Origin of the sequence: Kitasatospora sp. NPDC090308 (assembly GCF_044769485.1) — a bacterium.
Lineage (GTDB): Bacteria > Actinomycetota > Actinomycetes > Streptomycetales > Streptomycetaceae > Kitasatospora > Kitasatospora fiedleri.
In genome coordinates this window covers 143,337-164,003 of record NZ_JBIVXY010000012.1, presented here as the reverse complement: position 1 = coordinate 164,003, position 20,667 = coordinate 143,337, and the positions used below count along the sequence as shown (strand labels likewise).

General features: G+C 71.2%; 19 protein-coding genes. 9 read left to right on the top strand and 10 right to left on the bottom strand.

Annotated features, from left to right (window positions below; all coding sequences use genetic code 11):
• Positions 1-36: 36 nt before the first annotated feature.
• The 5 genes from ACIQVD_RS25255 (at position 37) to ACIQVD_RS25235 (ending at position 6,114) form a co-directional block, all read left to right on the top strand.
• Entirely contained in the window at positions 37-1,383 is a 1,347-nt protein-coding gene (locus tag ACIQVD_RS25255) for an IS701 family transposase (protein WP_402291777.1), read from the top strand.
• Between the two features lie 88 nt (positions 1,384-1,471).
• Positions 1,472-1,801 carry a hypothetical protein gene (locus tag ACIQVD_RS25250; protein ID WP_402291776.1) on the top strand — a complete coding sequence of 110 codons (330 nt, stop codon included), beginning with the start codon at positions 1,472-1,474 and terminating at the stop codon, positions 1,799-1,801.
• Positions 1,802-1,833: 32 nt separating this feature from the next.
• On the top strand, positions 1,834-3,066 hold the full coding sequence (locus tag ACIQVD_RS25245; protein ID WP_402291775.1) for a helix-turn-helix domain-containing protein: 1,233 nt from the start codon (positions 1,834-1,836) through the stop codon (positions 3,064-3,066).
• 67 nt (positions 3,067-3,133) lie between these two features.
• Complete coding sequence (locus ACIQVD_RS25240; RefSeq protein WP_402291774.1) at positions 3,134-4,279, top strand: DNA double-strand break repair nuclease NurA; 1,146 nt, start codon at positions 3,134-3,136, stop codon at positions 4,277-4,279.
• A complete protein-coding gene (locus ACIQVD_RS25235) occupies positions 4,276-6,114 on the top strand; it encodes an ATP-binding protein (RefSeq protein ID WP_402291773.1) in 1,839 nt (612 codons plus the stop codon). Before ACIQVD_RS25240 ends, ACIQVD_RS25235 begins: the two co-directional genes overlap by 4 nt.
• 7 nt (positions 6,115-6,121) lie before the next feature.
• Here the strand turns inward: ACIQVD_RS25235 and ACIQVD_RS25230 are convergent, their stop codons facing one another.
• From ACIQVD_RS25230 to ACIQVD_RS25215, 4 genes are all read right to left on the bottom strand, one after another.
• Complete coding sequence (locus tag ACIQVD_RS25230; protein WP_402291772.1) at positions 6,122-7,501, bottom strand: Druantia anti-phage system protein DruA; 1,380 nt, start codon at positions 7,499-7,501, stop codon at positions 6,122-6,124.
• Positions 7,498-7,803, bottom strand: a complete 306-nt coding sequence (gene argS / locus ACIQVD_RS25225) for an arginine--tRNA ligase (RefSeq protein ID WP_402291771.1) — start codon at positions 7,801-7,803, stop codon at positions 7,498-7,500. Before argS ends, ACIQVD_RS25230 begins: the two co-directional genes overlap by 4 nt.
• A 37-nt stretch (positions 7,804-7,840) precedes the next feature.
• Positions 7,841-9,358 carry a tyrosine-type recombinase/integrase gene (locus ACIQVD_RS25220; protein WP_402291770.1) on the bottom strand — a complete coding sequence of 506 codons (1,518 nt, stop codon included), beginning with the start codon at positions 9,356-9,358 and terminating at the stop codon, positions 7,841-7,843.
• A gap of 508 nt (positions 9,359-9,866) precedes the next feature.
• On the bottom strand, positions 9,867-10,196 hold the full coding sequence (locus ACIQVD_RS25215) for a winged helix-turn-helix transcriptional regulator (protein WP_402291811.1): 330 nt from the start codon (positions 10,194-10,196) through the stop codon (positions 9,867-9,869).
• A 245-nt stretch (positions 10,197-10,441) separates the two neighbouring features.
• Here ACIQVD_RS25215 and ACIQVD_RS25210 point away from each other — a divergent pair, with 245 nt between their 5' ends.
• On the top strand, positions 10,442-11,287 hold the full coding sequence (locus tag ACIQVD_RS25210; RefSeq protein ID WP_402291769.1) for an NAD(P)H-binding protein: 846 nt from the start codon (positions 10,442-10,444) through the stop codon (positions 11,285-11,287).
• A gap of 40 nt (positions 11,288-11,327) precedes the next feature.
• Here the strand turns inward: ACIQVD_RS25210 and ACIQVD_RS25205 are convergent, their stop codons facing one another.
• The 3 genes from ACIQVD_RS25205 to ACIQVD_RS25195 all read right to left on the bottom strand — a co-directional run bounded on the left by ACIQVD_RS25205 (position 11,328) and on the right by ACIQVD_RS25195 (position 14,016).
• Positions 11,328-12,149 (bottom strand): SDR family oxidoreductase, encoded by an 822-nt coding sequence (locus ACIQVD_RS25205; RefSeq protein WP_402291768.1) that lies wholly within the window; start codon positions 12,147-12,149, stop codon positions 11,328-11,330.
• 61 nt (positions 12,150-12,210) lie between these two features.
• Entirely contained in the window at positions 12,211-13,116 is a 906-nt protein-coding gene (gene sigJ, locus ACIQVD_RS25200) for an RNA polymerase sigma factor SigJ (RefSeq protein ID WP_402291767.1), read from the bottom strand.
• Between the two features lie 105 nt (positions 13,117-13,221).
• The gene (locus ACIQVD_RS25195) at positions 13,222-14,016 is read right to left on the bottom strand and encodes an ArsR/SmtB family transcription factor (RefSeq protein ID WP_402291766.1); all 795 of its coding nucleotides are present in this window, start codon (positions 14,014-14,016) and stop codon (positions 13,222-13,224) included.
• Positions 14,017-14,090: 74 nt separating this feature from the next.
• Here ACIQVD_RS25195 and ACIQVD_RS25190 point away from each other — a divergent pair, with 74 nt between their 5' ends.
• Positions 14,091-15,533 (top strand): MFS transporter, encoded by a 1,443-nt coding sequence (locus ACIQVD_RS25190; RefSeq protein WP_402291765.1) that lies wholly within the window; start codon positions 14,091-14,093, stop codon positions 15,531-15,533.
• A 61-nt stretch (positions 15,534-15,594) separates the two neighbouring features.
• Here ACIQVD_RS25190 and ACIQVD_RS25185 read toward each other — a convergent pair whose 3' ends face one another.
• From ACIQVD_RS25185 to ACIQVD_RS25175, 3 genes are all read right to left on the bottom strand, one after another.
• Entirely contained in the window at positions 15,595-16,194 is a 600-nt protein-coding gene (locus ACIQVD_RS25185; RefSeq protein WP_400683907.1) for a superoxide dismutase, read from the bottom strand.
• Between the two features lie 191 nt (positions 16,195-16,385).
• Entirely contained in the window at positions 16,386-17,243 is an 858-nt protein-coding gene (locus tag ACIQVD_RS25180) for a siderophore-interacting protein (protein ID WP_402291764.1), read from the bottom strand.
• An 11-nt stretch (positions 17,244-17,254) separates the two neighbouring features.
• Positions 17,255-18,295 carry an ABC transporter substrate-binding protein gene (locus ACIQVD_RS25175; RefSeq protein ID WP_402291763.1) on the bottom strand — a complete coding sequence of 347 codons (1,041 nt, stop codon included), beginning with the start codon at positions 18,293-18,295 and terminating at the stop codon, positions 17,255-17,257.
• A 178-nt stretch (positions 18,296-18,473) separates the two neighbouring features.
• Here ACIQVD_RS25175 and ACIQVD_RS25170 point away from each other — a divergent pair, with 178 nt between their 5' ends.
• Together ACIQVD_RS25170 and ACIQVD_RS25165 are read left to right on the top strand one after the other, a co-directional pair.
• Complete coding sequence (locus tag ACIQVD_RS25170; protein ID WP_400683914.1) at positions 18,474-19,508, top strand: FecCD family ABC transporter permease; 1,035 nt, start codon at positions 18,474-18,476, stop codon at positions 19,506-19,508.
• A gap of 91 nt (positions 19,509-19,599) precedes the next feature.
• Positions 19,600-20,625 (top strand): FecCD family ABC transporter permease, encoded by a 1,026-nt coding sequence (locus tag ACIQVD_RS25165; protein ID WP_400683916.1) that lies wholly within the window; start codon positions 19,600-19,602, stop codon positions 20,623-20,625.
• The last annotated feature ends 42 nt before the right edge of the window (positions 20,626-20,667 follow it).

The window sequence follows — 20,667 nt, the reverse complement described above, 5'->3', positions numbered from 1 at the left end:
CGGGTACGGGAACGACCGCCGCGATCGTGATCGTTTGTGACGACGAATCAGAACGCGGCGGCCGTACAGGCCACGGTAACGCACGAGGTGTGGCGGGACGGTTCCGGGGAGGTGATGGGCCTGGTGGCGGGGTGCTTTCCGCGCCGGGAGACGCGGCGGACCTTCGCCGAGATGACCGAGGCCCTGCTCATGGGCGTGGAGCGGGCGAACTGCTGGACGCTCGCGGAAGCGGCCGGTCACCCGGGCCCGCACCGCCTGCAGCACTTCCTGGCCCGCGCGGTGTGGGACCACGACGCTACCCGGGACCGCATCGCCCGCTGGACGGCAGACCAACTCGCGCACCAGAACGCCGTGTTGGTAATGGATGAGACCGGGGAAGAGAAGTCGTCCACGGACGCGGTCGCCGCCGCCCGCCAGTACTCCGGCGCGCTCGGCGGGATCGGCCTGTGCCAGGTCGCGGTCCACCTCACCTACGCCACCCCGGCCGGACACGCGCTCATCGACCGGGCCCTGTACCTGACCAGGGACTGGGCGGCGGATGACGAACGCCGTGAGCTGACCGGTGTCCCGGACGAGCTGGCCTTCGCCACCAAGCCCCAGCTGGCCGCCGCGATGCTCCAACGCGCCCGCGAGGCGGGACTTGAGGCCCGGTGGGTGACGGCCGACGAGGTCTACGGCGGACGAGAACTTCGCCAGAGAGTAAGGCAGTTGGGCTACGGCTACGCGATCGCCGTCCCCGCCGCCCACCGGGTGGACACCCCGGCTGGGCGTTTCCCGGCCACCGCCCTGCTCGCCAGGCTACCCCGCCAGGCCTGGCAGCGGCTGCGGACCGGGCACGGCACCAAGGGTGACCGCCACTACGACTGGGCAATGATCAGTATCGACCCGGACGACACCCCACCCGGCCACGGTGGCGGGCACAGCCTTCTGCTGGTCCGCCGCCACCGCTACATCCGCGAACTGTCTTTCTACCGCTGCCACTTCGCCACCTCCGTCGCCCTGGCCGACCTGGTGGCCGTGGTCTGCACGAGGTGGCGGATCGAGGAAGACTTCGCCGCCGCCAAGTCCCTCACCGGCCTCGACCAGGGCCAGGTGACCTGCTGGAACTCCTGGACGCGTTGGAGTCTGGTCAGCCTGGTCGCCGCCGCCCTGCTGGCCGTCGCCCTCGCCCGCACCCGTCCCGCGAGCCCGGGGGCCGAGGCCGGCCTGATCCCGCTGACCCGCCCCGAACTCCTCAACCTCCTGCGGGCCGTCGCGCTGCCCACGCCCCGCCGCGACCTGGGCCACGTCCTGCACCGGTCACAGTGGCGACGCCGCCACCAACACCGCGCCGCGGCCTGTCACCGCCGCTGGAACAAGACCACCGCAGCCGCCATCACATGACCACCGACAGAGAAGATCACGATCTACCGCTGCCGTGTCTGAGCTCATCCTTTACCAATCCGGTAAAGGATGAGCTACTCTGATGGGTATGAGGGTGGACTTCGCCGATGCGCGGCTGCGCGACACCTGCGCCTCGGACAAGGCGATGGTCCGGGCGTTTGGGGCGGTGCGTGCTCGCCGCCTGCAACTTCGGCTGCAGCATCTGCGTGTGGCCGAGACGCTCGCTGAATTACGTGATCTGGGAGGGCGTCCTCACGAGCTGACTGGCGACTTCAAGGGGTCGATCGCGGTCAGTCTGGACGGTCCGTACCGGCTGGTCATGCGCCCTCTGGATGCCAATGGCGATGTGATCGAACCTCCAATTGACTGGGGCTCGGTCAAGGCCGTCGTGATCGACGGTGTGGTCGACTACCACTAGCAGCGACTGGAAAAGATGAGGAGGTGTCGACGATGACGCACAGCAACGGGCCTGCCCGCCACGGCTTCGTGGCCGCTTTGGAGCCTGACTACGCCGTTCCACCGGGTGAAACGCTCAGGGAGCGGCTGGAGGAGCTGGGGATGACCCAGGCCGAACTGGCCACCCGGACAGGACTGACACCGAAGCACATCAACCAGGTTTTGCAAGGCGTGGTGCCACTCAGCGGTGAGGTCGCTCAACGTCTGGAGCTCGCCGTGGGGATCCCTGCTCGGTTGTGGAACCGCCTCGAGGCGGACTACCGCACTCAGCAGATGCGCTTGGCGCAGGATCGGGCCCAAGCGGAGGATCCCGAGGTGGCTCCCTGGCTGGCGAGCTTGCCAGTAGCCGCGCTCGCTGCCGAAGGAGCGATTCCCGCGCATCCGGCGGACACGGCAAGCAGGGTTCACCAACTGCTGGAGTTCTTCGGAGTGGCCAACATCGCAGCTTGGCAAGAGGTGTGGCGCAAGCCTGCTGCGGCGTTCCGGCAGTCCTACGCCTACGAGGCCCTACCAGGAGCGCTCGCCGCGTGGCTGCGTATGGGCGAGCTCGCCGCACGCCAGGAGACCCACGGTCCCTTCAGCTCTGCGGGCGTTCGGCGGCTGTTGCCTGAGCTGGTCCGGCTGACGAGGCGGTCGCCCGCCGAGGCCCTGGCCGTGGCACGACGGGAACTGGCTGCGGTGGGAGTCCTGGTCGTCCTGGTCCCTGACGTTCCCGGAGCCCGTGCCTATGGCGCTACCCGTTGGCTCGGCCCGATTGCTCTGATCCAGCTCAGTCTGCGGGGTAAAACGGAAGACGTTCTATGGGTGACGTTGTTCCACGAGCTCGGACATGTCTTGCTGCACGGGCGTAAAGGTCTGTTCATTGAGCAGGACGACGCCGATACTCCCGATGGCCAGCCCCAGGTCGCCTCTGGATCCGACGAGACAATCACGCAGGAACGCGAAGCCCAGCAGTTTGCTCTAGATACACTCTTCGGCGAGACGGGTCTGACGCGCCTGAATCAAGTCTCCACTACCACGGAGGCGTTGGACTTGGCTGATGAGTTGGGCATCGGCGCCGCAATCGTGGCAAGCCAACTCCAGGCACGGGGAGTCTGGGCCCACGCCCACGGCGCTCGTCACCGGCGGTCGCTGCCAAGCCTTGAGCAGTTGCGGAATCCGGCGCCTGCTCCGCGCCCCAGGTTGAGTAAGCAGGAGCGAGGAGGCGGAGCTCCGCGCCGGCGATGAACCAGAGCGTGCAACGTCACGGTAGACGAAGCGGTCCGTCACCATCTGATCGAGAGGGAGAACGATCATGACCATGTACGGGGGAGGGGCGTCGGAGGACGACTACGCGCGGCTTCCGGAGGATCTGCTGGCCGAATTGCTGTCGGTGGCACCCGATGTGGCGGAGACGGTTGACAACCTCCTTGGCCCCGCGCTGGAGATGCGCGACCAGCTCCGCGAGGCAGCCCTCGACCTGGGCTGTATCGACTGGTGGCACGGTGGGAGACCTCTAACGTTGGCAGCAGTGGACGGCGGATTCGCTGTCGAACGCACCATCGCCGTTGACATCGCATTGTCGGTCGCTGTGGGCGTTGAGGGGTTTGCACCCGAGGGGCGAAGTTGGCAATGGGACGACAATCAACACTCCTTCGCTCAGCACGTCCTCGTGCACGACGGGCATAACGAGCGCCTAGCCAGGGCTGGAATGGTGATCCAGGAACTAGACGTGATCGCCGACGCCCCGCACGAGTTGCGGATCTTCGATGGAAGTCATCTCACGCCCATCATCCAGCTCAACTCTGCGCTCGCCTCGCGCAGTTCAGATGTTCGCTCCCGGGTCCTCGAACTCGCCAACAGGCACTCCCTGCTCGACGCATTTGCAGCCTTCGCCAGCGACCCCAAGATCGTGGCGATGCCGAAGTATAATTCGTCCCGTACCCTCTGCGAGGTCTTGGAAGGTGAAGTCGGCAAGCCTGTACCCGGCGACGACAGATATTTGACCTCCCTCATTCTGGAGGGAGGAGAATTCACCGTGCCAGAGCGTGTCCCGGCTGACCCGTGGCGCCAGCTTCATATTAAGCAGCACGACGACGCCACTGACGAGGAGACGGCTTTGGCGAGCCAGCTCCAGGAGGCTCTTCAGCCGCTCCGGTCTCGCCAGCTTTACGTTACGTACTTCCGCCCCACGGACGCGTCCACCGCGTACCGGGTCGAGGTCAAGCCCGGTTGCGCAGAAGACGCGGGTCGTGTGAGTGATCTCCTTGCCAGCATCGCGTTCCAGCTGACGGCGCCGTTCGGGCGGGAGCCTTACCCGCAGTATCTCGCGGACGTGATGGCCAAGTCCGTTGGGCTGGGTGTCAAGGCACTTCAGAACGCCGCCCAGCTGTACTTGGCCCGCCAGTCTCCGCAGTTGGCCCAGTCTGTCGTCCACTCCTACCGTACGGAGGGCAAGTGACGCCCGTCCCCGACCCATCGATTCCGCCACTCGCATCAGGCCAGGTCGCGCAGACCCTCGCGGGGCAGATCATTGGCACCGTTGGCTCCCCCAGCACGACCAGTGAGGTCACCGTTGACATCCTCGAAGATGCCACCGCGACCATGCTTTTGGGTGATCTAGTTGCTCTCACCCACCAACTGGAGCCTCAACGCCATCTGCTAGCGGTGGGCACCGTCGCCGAGATCGAGACCCGCAACCGGTGGCACGAAGATCTGAATATGCGCGGCGTCGTGAAAATGCACGGCCGGCTCCCCCATCTGTCCACGGTCGGCGACACCCGCACCGCGAAAGTTGTGATCCAGGCCGTTTACGAGACCGACAGCCCGCACCCCCCGTTCCAAACGCCGCCTCACGAGTCCAGCGGCGCACTGGGTATGAGCCCCAGCACTGGCATGCCCGTCCGTCGTGTCGACGACGAGACCGTAGGAGCACTCATTTCTCGTCACGAGTCCGAGGTGGTCAACCTCGGGCACATCTACCGCTCTCATGTGAAACTCCCCATGTACGTAAGGGACTTCTCGGGAGAGCAGACCGACGGGGCATTCCACGTTGGGGTGTTCGGGCGCAACGGTTCCGGGAAGACCGCGCTTGCGGTGTACTGGCTCGCTGCGCAGATGCGCCACCTGTCCCTCGGCGTTCTGGCGTTCGATCCCCAGGGCCAGTTCTCCTCCCAGAACGGCTTCCCGTTCGACCTAAAGTCCTGGGCCCGGAGCCTGGGCAGGGAGGTCTTGGGCCTGTCAATCGCCGAGGACGTGCGGCTGCCCGCATGGGCCACAACGTTTGTCGAACTCCTTGATGGGGCACGGTTCTTCCACCAGCTCACCATCAAGCAATCCGCGAACCGGGAAACCGCGCTGGATGAGTTCGTTCGGCTGCTCCACAACGAGGCTGGCTGGGACGATCGCCAGCCCGACGAGGTGCTGCGGGCGCTGCTGACCGCACTACAGGGTGATGTGCCCGCCCTCACCCGCATCTATAACTCCAAAGGCCCGCGTGACCGCATCGTCGGCACCCTCGACCGGATCCTCACCAGCGCGTCAGAGTTCGAGCAAATCGCCAGAATCTTCCGGCCTGTCCATAACCTCTTCGCGCCCAACAACCTTGCTGGTCGTTCCCGGACTAACCTTCTACGGCTGATCCATAAGGTCGTGGACGGGCGCAGTGGCGGACATGCCGCCCCGTACGTGATCATCGACCTCTCGGCGCGGTCGGGATTGACATGGCTGGATGACCCGGAGACGAAGGCCCGACTCATCAAGGACATCGCGAGCAATCTGCGACGGGTGGCGGAGGAGCGATGGCATGCGACCGAACGCCCCATCAACTGCTGTGTGGTATTTGATGAGGCACACCGATTCGCCTCGTCGCAGCCCGCCGGCGAGCAGACTGCCCAGCTAGCTGCCAGCCTCACCGAGTACGTACGCACCACGCGAAAGTACGGGCTCGGCTGGATGTTCATCACCCAGGAAGTCTCCGCCCTCTCCCCGGGGATCTACACCCAGTTGCGGGTCAAGGCATTTGGGTATGGGCTGACGACGGGCAGTGACCTGAACCGCCTCACCGACGAGGTAGGACGTGGACCAGCTCTCGAGCTGTACAAGTCGTTCTCCGACCCGCGTGCGGTGACTCGGAAGACCTACCCGTTCATGTTGATCGGTCCGGTTAGCCCGCTGTCGTTTACGTCTGCTCCAATCTTCTTGGAGGTACACACCGACGTCGCCGACTTCCTGAACGCTAACCAGCATTTGTTCGCCACCTTGCCAGTACCGACGCTGCCCCAACAGCGTCAGTGACCCCGCGTCACGTGTACAGGCGCCAAGAGTCAGGGTCAAAGGAACGCCAGTGTGTCGTGGACTGCGCGCGGGTAAGCGCCCACCGGTCCTTCCACCACTGCCCCAGCTCTGCCGTCGAGCGCGTGGCCCACTGAAGCTGTTGGTCTTCCTGGCGTAGCCAAGAGTCGAAATTGGTGGCAAGCGGAGCGAGGAAGATCTGCCGCTGCACTCCGTGCAGTCGCATCTTCTTGGGGTTCAGCCCAAGCTCCACGAAAGCACGGCTGAGGACTTCTCGCCTATTTCGGAACGATGTGCTACCGCCCCATTTGGCGTGCCGGTGCGTTATGCCGTCTGGAGCGTTGGCAGCGGCGAATGCGACGAGGTCTTCGTAGATCGCCCCAGAGAAGTGGAAATCGCCGCTGCCTGCTGTGTAGCCGACAGGACGGAATGCGAGCGAGCCGCTGGGTGTGCGCAGCCGGTTGTATAGCGAAGAACGGCCCAGGGCGGATGCTGTAGTGACGAGCGCCAGTTGGGCATCCGGGTCACGTCCGGCGATGCGGGTTGTCTTATGCCCGTACCGCTTGGCGAACACGTCTCGCACTTCCCGGCTCGTAGCCAGCAACGCTGCAAGCTTCCCCGCCAGTAGATGGCTGTATGGCGGCACGGCTCCCAGCACGAAGGCGTCCATCACGCATGCGAGTCGCTCATGGCGCTGCTGGGCCGACCAGCCGATGACAGAGTCCCGGGCCTTGAGAGCGAAGACTGGGTCCGCGAGCCCGATCAACCCCATGACCCGATCGTCGTGCCCTTCGTCGACGACGAGGAAACGGAGCCGGCGCCCGTATCCGCTCGACACGGGAATAGACCAGTGCAGTGCACACCACCGCCACATGGCGCTGTCCTGGCTACGGTAGTCCTCGATATGCACCAGGGCGGGGCAGATCTTCTGCGGATCGATTTCTCGTCCCGCCGCGAGACGAGCCACTAGACGGCTCTCCCGTCCAGCTAGTGCCTTTCTTGCCTGCTCGCGGCTGACCGTGACGGCTTGACCATGCAGGCGCCGCAAGTGGTCCTTATCGCTCTGCGCTGGAGCCAGGACGGCTCCGTCCCTTACATGGAACCCCTGACTCTGCAAGTGCGCGAAGACTCGCTCGCGCAACTCTGCAGCGTGTTGTTCGGGGCCGTCAACCGTGCCTGATTCGTCCGCGCCCATGATATGCAGCAGGCGAAGCATTGTGTCCGCGCGCGGAATTCGCTGCCCACACTCGTACTTGCAGATTGAGCTCTGCGGGACCCCGGACTCCTCAGCCAGTTTTGACTGAGTCCAGCCCACAGTAGCGCGTGCACGGCGCAGCACAGCAGCGGGCGATTCCGGGTCAGCGGCAAGAGCGGGGGGCGCATCGGTCACCGTCCTACTATGGCGGACTCGACATAGAGCCGGCCACCCCTTGACGGAATCGAGATGATCGTCAAGCGCTGGTGGCCAGCGTGCATCTCCTTGGCGATGTTCGGCTGGCTGTAGTCGATCACCTTGACGCCGGGCGCGGCGGCGCTGCCGACACCGATCTGGGCGTCCGCCGTGCGCGCGCCCAGCCGCTCCGGGATCGCGGGGGCGAGAGCGAGTACGCCATACCTGCCCCAGCTGCCGGCGCTGCTACTCCGCGCGTGCGATCGGTGCCAGCGCCCGGGTCTCTGGCCCGCCGTTGGCATGGTGCCGAGACGACGTCGTCCCGAGGCGACGGGATGATCAAGCGGCGATGCCTGCGCCGGGGTGCGCCATCTTGCGGGGAACCAGCTTCACGACGGCCTCGGCCGCCTCGCGCGCGATGTCCTCCAGCACGGTCTGGTAGATGTCGCGCGTGATGGCGGTGTCGCTGTAGCCGAGCATCTCCGAGACGACCTTGGGGTCGATGCGTGCCAGCAGCGCGAGGGTTGCCGCGAGGTGGCGGAGGTCGTGGAGCCGGACCGGGGGAAGCCCGGCTTCTTCGACCAGGCGGGTGAACATGTCGGTGACCTTGCCGGGGTGCAGCCAGGTCCCGTCCTCCGCCACGAAGATCCGTCCGGTGTCGACCCAGCCTGGCCCGAAGCGGAGCCGCTCCTCTTGCTGGGCCTTCTCGTGGCGGAGGAGGGCGTCGGTGGTGTCGTGGTCGAGCGCGACGAGCCGCACGCCGCTTGTCGTCTTCGGTGCGCCTTCGTAGACGTCCCAGCCGAGTTGGACGAGCTGGGTCTCCACTGCCAGGGTGCGGCCGTCCCGGTCGAAGTCGACCCATCGGGCGCCCAGGGCCTCGCCGCGGCGAGGGCCGCGGAAGGCGAGCAGGTGCCACAGGGCGTACAGGCGGTGGTCGGCGACGTGGTCGAGGAAGGTGCCCGCCTGGTCGGGCGTCCAGACCATGACCGGCGACGGTCTGATTCCGGTCCGCTGCCACTCGGCGACCCGGGCGGCGGTCCACACCAGGGCCTTGGGCTTCGGCGCGGTTTCCAGCTCCACGTGGGCTGCGGGGTTGAAGGTGATCAGCTGCCGGGCGATGGCGGTGTTGAGCGACGCGCGCAAGGTCGCCTTGATGTGGTGCTGCGAGCTCAGGCCGGTGACTCGCCGGAACGGCGGCATCGCGGCGATGGCCTCGCGGGCGGTTCGCAGAGCGGCCCGGCCGTGGATCGACTCAAGGTCTGCCACGGCCTGCCGTCGTTGGGTGTTCTGCTCGACGATCTCCTGGTTGGTTGCGGCGATGCCCTCGAACATCTCGTCGAGGTGCTCTACGCGCAGCTTGCCGAGGCGGATGTGGCCTATGCGCGGTCGGAGGTGGCAGCGGATGTCGACCTCGTAGCGCATAGCGCCGGTGGCCCGCAGCTTCTTCTTGGCCTTGAGCCAGGCATCCAGCCACTCGCCGACCGTTACCCGGCTGGTCAGGCAATGGCCGGCCTTCAGCAGACGAGCCGTGGTCTCGACGCTGGGGAGGGGAGACCGCTCCTTGACGCTGAGCATGATCATGTCGCTGATGAGGCGGCGATCCTCGGGTTCCTCCTCGTCGGCGAGAGCGAGCAGCGAGCGAACCCGGTCCAGATCCCTTCGCGCGTCCTTCAACGAGTCGAACCCGGACCGCCGGAACTGCCGGCGCCTGCCGTCGCCGCTCGGGGAGACCTCTTGACGCACGGACCACTTGCCGTGCTTCGGGCTGCTCAGCAGTGGACAGGGCGATCCGGCGCGGTACCGGTCGCCGGTCTGCGCGTCGCGGCAGTAGCAGGTCCTGGAGATCGAACCCCTCATGGGGATCACGTCCTCGTGCTGTGGCACACGCGAGTCCACCGGCAGGGCTGCGGCCGTGCGGGAGGGAGAACGGGACTCGCTGGCCCAGCCCGTTGATCTTCCTGACGCTGAGGTAAACGCCTTCCGGCGCCGGGACGATGCCCGCGTGCCCATCGGCCGAGTCTGGAGGGAGCTGCTTCGCGGCACCATCGGCTACGCAGCGTGACTGGAGTGATCCTGCTGTGACAGCTGGAGTCCAGGAATCCCGTAGCGCGCAACTTGCCCGCAACTTGCCCGGGAGTATCCATAACCGATTGGGACCAGCCGACCCGTATGGGACGGACCGTCACGCAGAAACGTACTCTGACCAGGCAAAACTGGGACGCGGAGCCGCCGACTGGGACTCGTTGGCGGATGATCAAGTGTCCTCGTAATGCGTAGGTCATGGGTTCGAATCCCATAGGCGGCTCCACGAAGCCCGGATCGCAGTTCGCTGCGGTCCGGGCTTTTCCCGTTGCGGGCCGGGGTGTCAGGGGGCGGTCGTGTCGAAGGCGGTGCGGGCGCGTTCGACTTCGGGGAGGTGGTGGTGGGACCAGTCGGTGAGGGCGGCGAAGAGGGGGGCCAGGCTGCGGCCGAGTTCGCTGATCTCGTATTCGACTCGGGGCGGGACTTCCGGGTGGTAGGTGCGGGTGACCAGGCCGTCGCGTTCCAGTTGGCGTAGGCGTTGGGTGAGGACCTTCGCGGTGATGGGGCCGATGTTCCGGTTCAGTTGGACGAAGCGTTGGCGGCCGAAGTGGTGGAGTGTCCAGAGGATCGGCGTGGTCCAGCGGCTGAAGACGATGTCGAGCACCGGGGTGATCGGGCAGGGCTGGGCGCTGCCGTGGTCGGTGGCGGGTCGGTCCGTCGTGGGTTCGTTCCGGGTGGCCACCGTGTGCGCCCTCTCGTCGGTCGCTCTGCTGCGGGTACCCACTGTAGGGCGGGGGTGGGTGCGGGGGGTCGGTTTCCTCTAGGTACCTAGTATCTTTCCGGTGCTAGCTTCGGGTCGTGGCCGAAAAGGCCGCTCAGGCAAGGGACTTGGGCCCTGACGGACCGAGGAGCACGTTCATGATCGTTGTCACTGGGGCCACCGGGAACGTCGGCCGTCCGCTGGTCGGCCTGCTCGCCGCGGCGGGGGAGCGGGTCACCGCGGTCTCCCGGCGGGTGCCGGACGGCGGGTTCCCGGCCGGGGTCGTCCACCGGGCCGCCGACCTGGCCGACTTCGGGAGCCTGGCCCCCGCGTTGGAGGGGGCGGACGCACTGTTCCTGCTGCTGGCCGGCGAGCTCAACGGCCCCGGTGCGCCGGCCGCCGAGCTGTTGGAGCTGGTGCGGGCGGCGGGGGTGCGGCGGGTGGTGCTGCTCTCCTCGCAGGTCACCGGGACCCGGCCGGCGGCGGTCTCGCACGCCCGGCTCCGCGAGTTCGAACTCGCGGTCCGGGAGAGCGGGTTGGCGTACACGATCCTGCGGGCCGGGGGGTTCGCCTCCAACGCGTACGCCTGGGCCGACGGCGTCCGCGCCCGGCGCACGGTGCACGCCCCGTTCGCGGACGTCGCGCTGCCGGTCGTCGACCCCGCGGACCTGGCGGCGGTCGCGGCGGCCGCCCTGCGGGAGGACGGGCACCAGGGGCGGGTGTACGTCCTCACCGGACCCGAGGCGGTCACGCCCCGGCAGCAGGTGGCGGCGCTCGGCGAAGTCCTCGGCGAGGAGGTCGCGTTCGTCGAGCTCACCCGGCAGCAGGCCCGCGCGCACCTGGCCCGCTTCATGCCCGAGGAGGTGCTCGACGGCACCCTCGACGTCCTCGGCTCGCCGCTCGCCGAGGAGCAGCGGGTCAGCCCGGACGTCGAGCGGGTGCTCGGCCGCCCCGCGCGGAGCTTCGCCGCCTGGGCCGCGGACGCCCGCCCCGCTTTCCGGTGACGGAGGAGGGGGGAGGGGTGAGGGCTGGCCGGGGCGGGGGCTAGCGTTCGGCCAGGTACTCGGCCCAGGTGCGGGTGCCGCAGGCGTGCCCGGGGGAGGTGAGGGCGCCCTCGCGCAGCAGGCGGCCGGCCCGACCGGGGAGGTGCAGGGGCAGGACGCGGCGGCGGCTGCCGCGGGCGCGGAGCCAGTCGGCGGCGAGGTCGGTGGCGGGGTGGATCTCGGGTCCGGCGAAGTCGGCGGCCGAGCCGACCGGGTCGCCGAGGGCGAGTTCGACGAGGCGGGCGGCGACCTCGGCGGGGTGGACGGGCTGGACGGGGGTGCGGGAGAGCATCGGGAGGACGGGGAGCTTGGCGAGCGGGCGGAGCATGCCGTCCAGGAGCTGCGGGAACTGGGTGGCGCGCAGGTTGGTCCAGCCGAGGCCGGACCCGGCGAGGAGCTGCTCGCCCTGGAGCTTGATCCGGTAGTAGGCCATCGGAACCCGGTCGACGCCGACGATCGAGATGTTGACGACGTGCCGGACGCCGGCCCGCCGGGCGGCCGCCAGCAGGTGGCGGAAGGCGGGCAGGTCGTTCTTCGGGTGCCGCGGGTCGCTGGCGCAGTGGATCACCGCGTCGACGCCGGCGAACGCCTCGTCCAGGCCGGTGCCGGCGGTCAGGTCGCCGGTGTGCCAGCGGGTGTCGGCGTCGGCGGGCAGGGCGGTGCGCCGGGTGAGGGCGCGGACGGGACGGCCGGTGGCGAGGGCGTGGCGCAGCACCTCGCGGCCGAGGACGCCGGTCGCGCCGGTCACCAGCAGCGGCCGGTCGGGGGTGGAGGGGAGGGCGGAGGGGGTGGCGAGGTCGGCGAGGTCGGTGCGGTCGTTCATGGTCCGGGTTCCTTCCGGGGCGGGGCCAGCAGTGGGGCTCTCCCCGGTAGGAACCGGGCGGTCAGCCGTTCTGTGACAGTGCGCGGTGCCGCCGCGCGTAGTGGGCGAGCTTGTCCGGGTTGCGCAGGATCCGGATGCCGGTCACGCCGTCGGGCCCGGCGTCCAGCACGCCGACGGAGGTGAGGTCCCCGCCCTCCCAGCCGAGCAGGACGGGGCTGCCGTTGGCCTCGGCGAGTTCGAACCGGACGCCGTCGGTGAACCGTTCGAACAGGCCGGCCAGGAAGCGGGCCGCGTTGGTGCGGCCGTGCACCGGCCGGAGCGCGGCGCGGACCTTGCCGCCGCCGTCCGACCAGACCACGACCTGGGCGGCGAGAAGCTGTTCGAGCTGGTCCAGGGCGCCGTCCGAGGCGGCGCGCAGGAAGCGGCCGAGCAGGGCGGCGTTCTGTTCGGCGTCGACGGGGCCGGGGTCCGGGGCCTCGTCGGCGAGGTGCTTGCGGCCGCGGTGGTAGAGCTGGCGGGCGGCGGCCTCGGTGCAGTCCAGGACGCCGGCGATCTCCCGGTGGCTGTAGGCGAAGGCGTCGCGCAGCACGACGGCGGCGCGTTCGGGCGGGGAGAGCCGCTCCATCATGGTGAGCACCGCGAAGGAGACGGCTTCGCGCTGCTCGGCCCGCTCCATCGGCCCGAGCGCCCCGCTCGCCACCGGCTCCGGCAGCCAGGTGCCCGGGTACTCCTCGCGCCGGGACCGGGCCGAGGTGAGCCGGTTCAGGCAGAGGTTGGCGACCACCTTGTTGAGCCACGGCCCGGGCGCCGCGACCTGCCCGGGTTCGGCGCCGTGCCAGCGCAGGTACGCGTCCTGCACGGTGTCCTCGGCCTCGGCGGCCGACCCGAGCATCCGGTAGGCCAGCGAGAACAGCCGCTGCCGGTGGCGCTCGAACTCCCGTACCGCGTCGTCGGGTTCCGCGTTCATGGGGCCACGTTAGGGGATGGCGGGCGGCGGAGGGGACGGGGGAAGGGCGGGGGAGGGGCCACGTGAGGGGACGGCGGAGGGGAAGGAGGGAAGCGCGGGGAGGGCTCAGGCGGGGATCCGGAGGCCGATCCAGTCGGCGAGGCCGGTGGTGCCGGACGGGGTGAGGTGGACGACGCGGGGGCTGGCGCCGTGGCGGAGCCAGCCCAGGGTGAGCAGGCGGGCGGTGAGGGCGGCTCCGGCGGCGCCGGCCAGGTGGTGCTGCTGTTCGCTCCAGTCGACGCAGTAGCGGACCAGCGGGCGGCGGGGCGGCAGGGCGTCCAGGTCGATGCCGAGCCGGTGCAGGGCGGTCCGGCCGGACGCGGTGAGCCGGTAGTGGTGGTCGTGGCCGTAGCCGGAGGCGCGGTCGTGGACGGCGGTGGCCGGGTGGTGGGTGCCGTCGTGGCCGGTGAGCAGGCGCTGTTCGAGCAGGGCGCCCATCAGGGCGACGCCGAGCCGGCCGGCCAGGTGGTCGTAGCAGGTGCGGGCGCGGCGCAGCGCGTTGGTGGTGCCGCTGTCGCGCAGCGAGGTGATCGGCAGCGGGGGCGCGATCAGGGCGAGTGCTTCCAGGGCGTGACCGACCTCGGGGCCGGCCAGCCGGTAGAAGCGGTTGCGGCCGTGGCTGCGGACGGTGACCAGTCCGGCGTCGACGAGCCTGGCCAGGTGGGCGCTGGCGGTGGGCGCGCCGATGCCCGCCTCGGCGGCGAGGACGGCGCCGGACAGGTCGCGCCCGTCACTGAGCGCCTTGAGCATCCGGGCCCGGGACGGGTCGGCGAACAGGGCGGCGGCCCGGGCGACGTCGGGCTGGCCGGCGGAGGGCAACGAGGGCGCAGGGGGCGCAGGGGACGAAGAGGGAGCGGGCACGCTTCCAGCCTAGGACGGCCCGGGGCGGGCACGGTTCGTCAGGTGGCGAAGTGTTCCGCGCGGAGACTGCCGTCATGACTTTCGTACGGATGACGCGGACGCCCGTCCGGCCGCCGGCGCGGCTCGCCCTGCCACCGCTGGTCGCGCTGAGCCTGGGCCACTTCCTGGTGATGCTCGACGTCACGGTGGTCAACGTGGCGGTGTCGGACGTCCGGGCCTCGCTGGGGGTGGGGGCGGCGGGGCTCCAGTGGGTGGTGGACGGGTACAGCACGGTGTTCGCCGGGCTGCTGCTGCTCGGCGGTGGGTTGGGCGACCGGTTCGGGCACCGGCGGCTGTACCTGGCGGGGCTGGGGCTGTTCGCGGCGGCTTCGGCGCTCTGCGCGGCGGCCGGGTCGGGGGCGGTGCTGGTCGGGGCCAGGTTCGCGCAGGGGGCGGGGGCGGCGCTGCTGGTGCCGGCCTCGTTCGCGCTGCTGCGCGCGGCGTACCCGGACGGTGCGCTGCGGGCCCGGGCGGTCGGGGTGTGGGGGCTGGTCTCGGCGGTGGCGTTCGGCGCGGGGCCGGCGGTGGGCGGGCTGCTGGTGGCCGGGCTGGGCTGGCGGTGGGTGTTCTGGGTGAACCTGCCCGTCGCGGCGCTGGCCGCGCTGCTGACGTACCGGTACGTCGGTCCGGCGGCGGCGGCGACGGAGGGACGGTCGGCGGGGCGGTCGGCGCGGCGCGGCGATCCGGCGGGCCAACTGCTGGGCGTGCTGGGCCTGGTGGCGCTGGTCGGGGGCGTGAACGAGGCGGGCGCGCGGGGCTGGGGCTCGCCGTGGGTGGCGGCGGCGTTCGTGGTGGGGGTGGCGGCGCTGGCCGGGTTCGCCCGGGTGGAGCTGCGCCTGGAGCGGCGGTCGCGGCGGGACCCGGACGGCCGGGTGCCGCTGCTGCCGCCCGCGCTGCTGCGCGACGGCCGGCTCGCGGCGGTCGACACGGTCGGCCTGCTGCTCAGCCTCGGGTACTACGGGATGCTGTACGTCCTGACGCTGCACTTCCAGCAGGAGCGCCACTACGGCTCGTGGGCGACGGGGCTGGCGCTGCTGCCGTCGGTGGGCATGGGGCTGCTCGCGGCGCCGCTGTCCAGCCGGCTGGCGGCCCGGCGCGGGCCGTACCCGACGATGGCCGGGGCGCTGCTGCTGGGGTCGGCGGGGTTCCTGGGCTGGCTGGCGGTCGGGCCGCACACCCCGTACCCGGTGCTGCTGTTCGCCTTGGCGGCGACCGGTCTGGCGACGCCGCTGACCGTGGTGGCGGCGACCGTCGCGGTGCTGGAGGCGGCTCCGGCGGGGGCGGCGGGGACGGCCTCGGCCGTGTTCAACGTCGCCCGCCAGGCGGGTGGTTCGCTCGGCGTGGCGCTGTTCGGGACCCTGACGGGCACGCTGGGCCCGGTGCGCGGACTGCACGCCGCGGCGCTGGTCGCGGCGGCGGCCTTCCTGGGCGCGGCCGCGCTGGCCGGGCGGGCCCCGCGGCGGCCGGGCCGGGCCTGAGGGTGGCCGGGCCTGCGGGTGGCCGGGCGGCGGGGGGAGCCGTCCGCCCGGCCGTCGGGGGTCAGCCCTGGGTGGCGGCGTAGCGGGCGCTGACGTCCTGCCAGTTGACGACGTCCCAGAGGCGGGTGACGTAGTCGGGGCGGACGTTCTTGTACTGGAGGTAGTAGGCGTGCTCCCAGGCGTCGAAGGCGAGCAGCGGGGTGGTGCCCTGGCCGACGTTGCCGTGGTGGTCGTAGACCTGCTCGACGATCAGGCGCCGGCCGAGCGGCTCCCAGGAGAGGATGCCCCAGCCGGAGCCCTGGACGCCGACGGTGGCGGTGGTGAGCTGCTTCCGGAACGCCTCGAAGGAGCCGAAGTGCTCGGTGATGGCGTCGGCCAGCGGGCCCTCGGGGCGGTCGCCGCCCTCGGGGGAGAGGTTCTGCCAGAACAGCGAGTGCAGGACGTGGCCGGAGAGGTTGAAGGCCAGCGTCTTCTGGAGGCCGACCAGGCCGCCGAGCTGGTCCTTGTCGCGGGCCTCGGCGAGCTGTTCCAGCGTCGAGTTGGCGCCGTTGACGTACGCCTGGTGGTGCTTGGAGTGGTGCAGTTCCAGGATCTCGGCGGACATCGCGCGCTCGAGGGCGGAGTAGTCGTACGGGAGGTCAGGCAGCGTGTAGGCACCCATGGCTGAGCAGCCCTTCTCGGTCGACGGAGGGTCAGTTGCGAGTGCCACCTTATTGCAACTTGATTGCAAGAACACTGAGGGGGCATTAAGCCGCCGTGGCGGAACGCCGAAGGCCCGCCCGGGGGTGCCGGGCGGGCCTTCGGGGAGCAGCGGGTCGGGGCGGGCCGGACCGGCCCGCGGTGAGGAGCGGGTCAGGACGGCTCGGCGTACGCCTCCTCGCGCAGCCGGTCCTCGGAGGCGCCGCGCCGCCAGTAGCCGGAGAAGGTCACCGCGCGCTTGTCGACGCCGCGTTCGCGCACCAGGTGGCGGCGCAGCTCCTTGACGGTGCCGGACTCGCCGGCGATCCAGGCGTACGGGGCGCCGTCGGGCAGGTCGGCCGCGCGCAGGGCGTCGAGCAGCCCGGAGGGCGCGCCGGGCGGGCGCACCAGCCAGCTGATCTCCACGCCGTCCGGGGCGGGCAGGTCCTGGACGTCGGCGGCGTCCGGGACCTCGATCCAGACCAGGGCGCGGGTGCCGGCCGGCAGCCGGTCCAGGATGCCGCCGGCCGCGGGCAGCGCCGTCTCGTCGGCCAGCAGCAGCACGAAGCCGGTGCCCGCGGGCGGCCGGAAGGCCACCGAGCGGTTGTCGGCGACGGCCGGCCCGAGCAGCACCACCCGCGCGCCCGGCCCCGCCGTCGCGGCCCAGCCGGCGGCCGGCCCGGAGGGCGTCCCGCCCGCGCCGTCCCCGGTGCCGTGCAGGGCGAAGTCGACGTCCACCTCGGGCGGTTCGGTCCGCTGCGCGCGGACGGTGTACGAGCGCATCACGGCCCGCTCGTCCGCCGGGAGCGCCCGCCACGCCTGGAACCAGCCCTCGCCCTCCCAGTACGGGAGGAGGGGTTCGTCCTGGCCGGGCCGCGGCAGGAAGAGCGAGAAGGACTGGTCGCGTCCGCCGCTCGCGAAGCCGCGCAGCGCCCCGCCGCCGAAGGTGACCCGCAGCATGGTCGGGCCGAGCCGCCGGGTGCGCACCACGTGCGCCGGGAAGAAGTCGTACTCCTGGGCCTGGCCGGTCATCCGATGGTCCTTCAGCTCAGCTTGCGGGACTTCTGGATCGCGGCGGTCAGGCGCTCGATCAGCGGGGCGAACCCGGCGTACGAGAACCGCGGCACCGCGTCCCACGGGGTGATCTGCCCGGCCTGGACGGCGGGCAGCTGGCCCCAGGAGGGCTTGGCGGTCAGGTCCTTGGGCTGGAGGGCGGTGGAGCGCTGGTCGAGCAGCAGCAGGTCGGCCGGGTACTTGCCGGCGTTCTCCCAGCTCAGGCCCTCGTAGTAGTCACCGCCGTCGGTCTTCTCCGGCTGGATGAACTCCACGCCCAGCTCGGCGAAGTAGATCAGGTCGCAGGAGACCTTCGGGTTGGAGACGTAGAACAGGTCGGCGCTGCCGGAGCAGGCCATCACCTTGACGCCGCCGGCCGCCTTGACCGCCTGCCGCAGCTCCTCGGACGCCTTCTCGAACCGGGCCTTGGCGTCCACGACCTGCTGCGCCCCGAGGTCCGCGCCCAGCGACTCGGCGAGCTTGGCGTAGTGCTCGATCGGCTGGGTGATGGTCACCCGGCCGGTGGAGATCAGCGCCTGCGGGGCGAGCGCCAGGATCTTGTCCTTGGACTCGTCCGGCACGTACCAGTACGCGCCCGGGTCGTACATGTGGGTCACCAGCAGCTCGGGGCGCAGCGCCGCGTACTTCTCGATCGAGAACTCGCCCCAGGCGTTGCCGATGATCTCGACCTTGTCCACGTCCAGGCTGCCGGCCTGCGGGTCGGCCTTGCCGTCGGCGGTCCTGGTCTCGCCGAAGACGCCGACCAGCTGCTTGTCCAGGCCGAAGTCGGCGAGCGCGGCGGCGGCGCCGGTGAAGGCCACCACCCGGCTCGGGACGGTCTTCGCGGTGACGGCCTGCGGGCGGTCGTCGGTGAAGGTCCACGGGCCGCCGGCCGCCGTCGAGCCGGACCCGGCCCCGCCGGACGCCTTCCCGTCGCCGGAGGAGCCGCAGGCGGCGAGCACCGCGCCCAGGGCGGTGGCTCCACCCGCGGCGAGCAGGCCGCGGCGGGTCAGGCGGGGGGAAGACGACATGGCGGTACCTCGGTTCGGGCGGTTCGGAGCAGGGCGGAGCGGCACGTCGGTGGGGGCGCCGAGGTGCGGGCACCCGGCGGCAGCCGCCGGACGTACGCAGGTTAACCTAACCTAAGTACCGGTACGGAGGGTCCCCCGGGGGGCCCGCCGGCCCGTCCCCGACCGATCCGGAGCACCCTTGAGCACCACCGGCTCCCTCCCGATACCCGGCGCCGCCACCCCCGCCCGCCGCGGCTCGCCCCGCGCGCTCGGCCTGGCCGCCGGGCTGCTCGTGCTGCTGGCCGTCCTGGTGCTCAGCCTCGGCCTCGGCGCCCGGCAGCTGAGCCCCGCCGGGGTCTGGCACGGCCTGCTCGACCCGAACGCCCCCGAGTACACCGTCGTCCACCGGATGCGCCTGCCCCGCACCCTGCTCGGGCTGCTCACCGGCACCGCGCTCGGCCTGGCCGGCGGCGTCATGCAGGCCCTCACCCGCAACCCGCTCGCCGACCCCGGCCTGCTCGGCATCAACGCCGGCGCCGCCGCCGCCGTCGCCACCGCCGCCGCCGTGCTCGGCGTCACCTCCTTCACCGGGTACGTCTGGTGGGCGCTGGCCGGGGCCGCCCTGGTCTCCGTCCTGGTGTACGCGGTCGGCGGCGGACGCGGCGCCACCCCCGCCCGGCTCGCGCTGGCCGGAGCCGCACTCAACGCCACCCTGTACTCGTACGTCAGCGCCGTGATGCTGCTGGACACCGCCTCGCTCGACAAGATGCGCTTCTGGACGGTCGGCTCGCTGGCCAGCGCCCAGACCTCCACCGTGCTCGGCATCCTGCCGTTCGTCGCCCTCGGCGCGCTGCTCGCGCTCGGCCTGGCCCGCCCGCTCAACGCGCTCGCGCTCGGCGACGACGCGGCCCGGGCCCTCGGGGCCAGGCCGGCCGCGATCCGGGCCGCCGCGATCGTCGCCGTCACCCTGCTGTGCGGGGCGGCCACCGCCGCGTGCGGCCCGATCGTCTTCGTCGGCCTGATGGTCCCCCACCTGGTCCGCGCCCTCACCGGCCCCGACCTGCGCTGGCTGCTCCCCTACTGCGCCGTCCTGGCCCCCGTCCTGCTGCTCGGCGCGGACGTCCTCGGCCGCGTCCTGGGCCGCCCCGGCGAGCTCCAGGTCGGCATCGTCACGGCCGTCCTCGGCGGACCGTTCTTCCTGTACTTCGCACGACGGGGGAAGGCCCGCGCATGACACCCACTCGGATTCGGATTCGGACCCGGCGGCCGGCGGTCGGCGGCACCCGGGCGGCGGCTGTGCGTGCGCGGGGCGGGGAGGCCGGGGCGTGAGGACGTTGCGGGTCGGCGGGTGGTCGGTGCGGTACCGGCCGCGGGCGTTGGCGGTCTGCGCGGGGGCCGTGCTGGTGGCGCTGGTGGTGGGGGTGCTGGCGCTCGGGCGCGGGGACTACCCGATCGCGCCCGGCGAGGTGGTGCGGACGCTGTTCGGCGGCGGGAGCGTCGCCGAGGACTTCATCGTCAACCGGCTGCGGCTGCCCCGGGTGGCCACCGCGCTGCTGGTCGGCGCGGCGCTGGCGCTGGCCGGGGCGCTGTTCCAGACGCTGGTGCGCAACCCGCTGGGCAGCCCGGACATCCTCGGGTTCACCCAGGGCGCGGCCACCGGCGCGCTGCTGGTCGTGGTGGCGGGCGGCTCCAGTGCCGCGCTGGCCGGCGGCGCGGTGGCGGGCGGCCTGGTCACCGGCGTGCTGATCTACGCGCTGGCCTGGCGCGGCGGCGTGCAGGGCGCCCGGCTGGTGCTGGTCGGCATCGGGACGGCGGCGATCCTCACCGGCGTCAACGGCTACCTGCTGACCCGCACCCAGCTGATGGACGCCGCCCGCGCGGTGCTCTGGCTGACCGGCAGCCTGGACGGACGGGGCTGGGAGCAGGCCCGGCCGCTGGCGGTCGCGCTGGCCGTGCTCGTCCCGCTGGTGCTGCTGGTCTGCGGCCCCGCGCTGCGCGCCCTGGAGCTCGGCGACGACGCCGCGAGCGGGCTGGGCGTGCGCCCCGAGCGGCTGCGGATCGCGCTGCTGGGCGCCGCCGTGCTGCTCGCCTCGCTGGCCGCCGCGGCGGCCGGGCCGGTCAACTTCCTGGCCCTGACCGCCCCTCAGCTGGCCCGCCGGATCACCCGCTCGCCGGGCCCCAACCTGGCCGCCTCGATGTGCACCGGCGCCGCGCTGCTGGTCACCGCCGACTTCGCCGCGCAGCACCTGTTCGGCGACCGCCAGCTGCCGGTCGGCGTGGTCACCGGCGTGCTCGGCGGCGGCTACCTGGTCTGGCTGCTCGCCACCCAGCGCCGGGCCGGACGCCTGTGACCGACCGCCCGTCCCCGCCGGTCCCGGCCGCCCGAGTACCGT